General features: G+C 42.9%; 2 protein-coding genes. Both read right to left on the bottom strand.

The window, feature by feature from the left end; all coding sequences use genetic code 11:
- Positions 1 to 403, bottom strand: a 403-nt coding sequence (locus tag KGF70_RS16970; RefSeq protein ID WP_253955637.1) for a transposase, incomplete at its 3' end; no start/stop codon positions are given.
- On the bottom strand, positions 361 to 699 hold the full coding sequence (locus tag KGF70_RS16965; RefSeq protein WP_011031953.1) for an IS5 family transposase: 339 nt from the start codon (positions 697 to 699) through the stop codon (positions 361 to 363). The genes KGF70_RS16965 and KGF70_RS16970, both read right to left, overlap by 43 nt.
- Positions 700 to 772: the final 73 nt, after the last annotated feature.

Below are 772 nucleotides of genomic sequence, written 5' to 3'. Positions count from 1 at the left end.
CTAGCCAGCTAAAACTGCGTTCGATAACCCAGCGTTGCGGGGTCACTTGACCGTGCCTAAGGTCACTCTGTTTAGCAATAATGACTTCAGCGTTAATCATTGCCTGAACTGATTGAGCAAAGTTGTTACCAGTATAACCACCATCGGCCATTACTCGTTGAACCAGGTCAAACTGTGATTTGTTTAACGCCAGTAGCGCATTGGCGCCATCACGCTCAGAAACATTGGCGGTTGTCACATGGACTGCCATCGGCAGCCCATTGATATCTACAGCAAGATGGCGCTTAATCCCACTCACCTTTTTACCACCATCGTAGCCGCTACTTTCAGCAGGATCGGTATTCTTGACACTTTGAGCATCTAGAATGATGAACGATGTATAAACTGAACGCTTCTGAGCCAACCGATGTTGGCTGACAATTTTTTTAAAACCTTATCCAGAGGAGTGATACCAGCAGGAGATGGCGTTTTAGTCCAAAGTAACCAGTAATAATAGACGGTTTCCCATTTAGGAAAATCACTGGGTAAATCGCGCCAAACGCACCCATTTTTCAAGGTATAAAGCAGGGCACAAAAGATATCATATAAATCAACCTTTCTTGGCTTAGTCCGCTTACGTATGCCTTCTAGATCTGTCCGGATTAGTTCAAATTGTTCACGAGAGATGTCGCTACTATAATGGTGTGCAAAGCTTTTCATGGATTAAAAACTCCTGTTTTTGATCTAATTTAACTAAAATCAAATCGAATGTCAAAGTATCCAAACACGTTCT

It is taken from the genome of Lactiplantibacillus sp. 7.2.4, from assembly GCF_018991185.1.
Classification (GTDB): domain Bacteria; phylum Bacillota; class Bacilli; order Lactobacillales; family Lactobacillaceae; genus Lactiplantibacillus; species Lactiplantibacillus pentosus.
The sequence above is the reverse complement of the archived record's forward strand: the minus strand, read 5'-3'. Positions and strand labels throughout refer to the sequence as shown.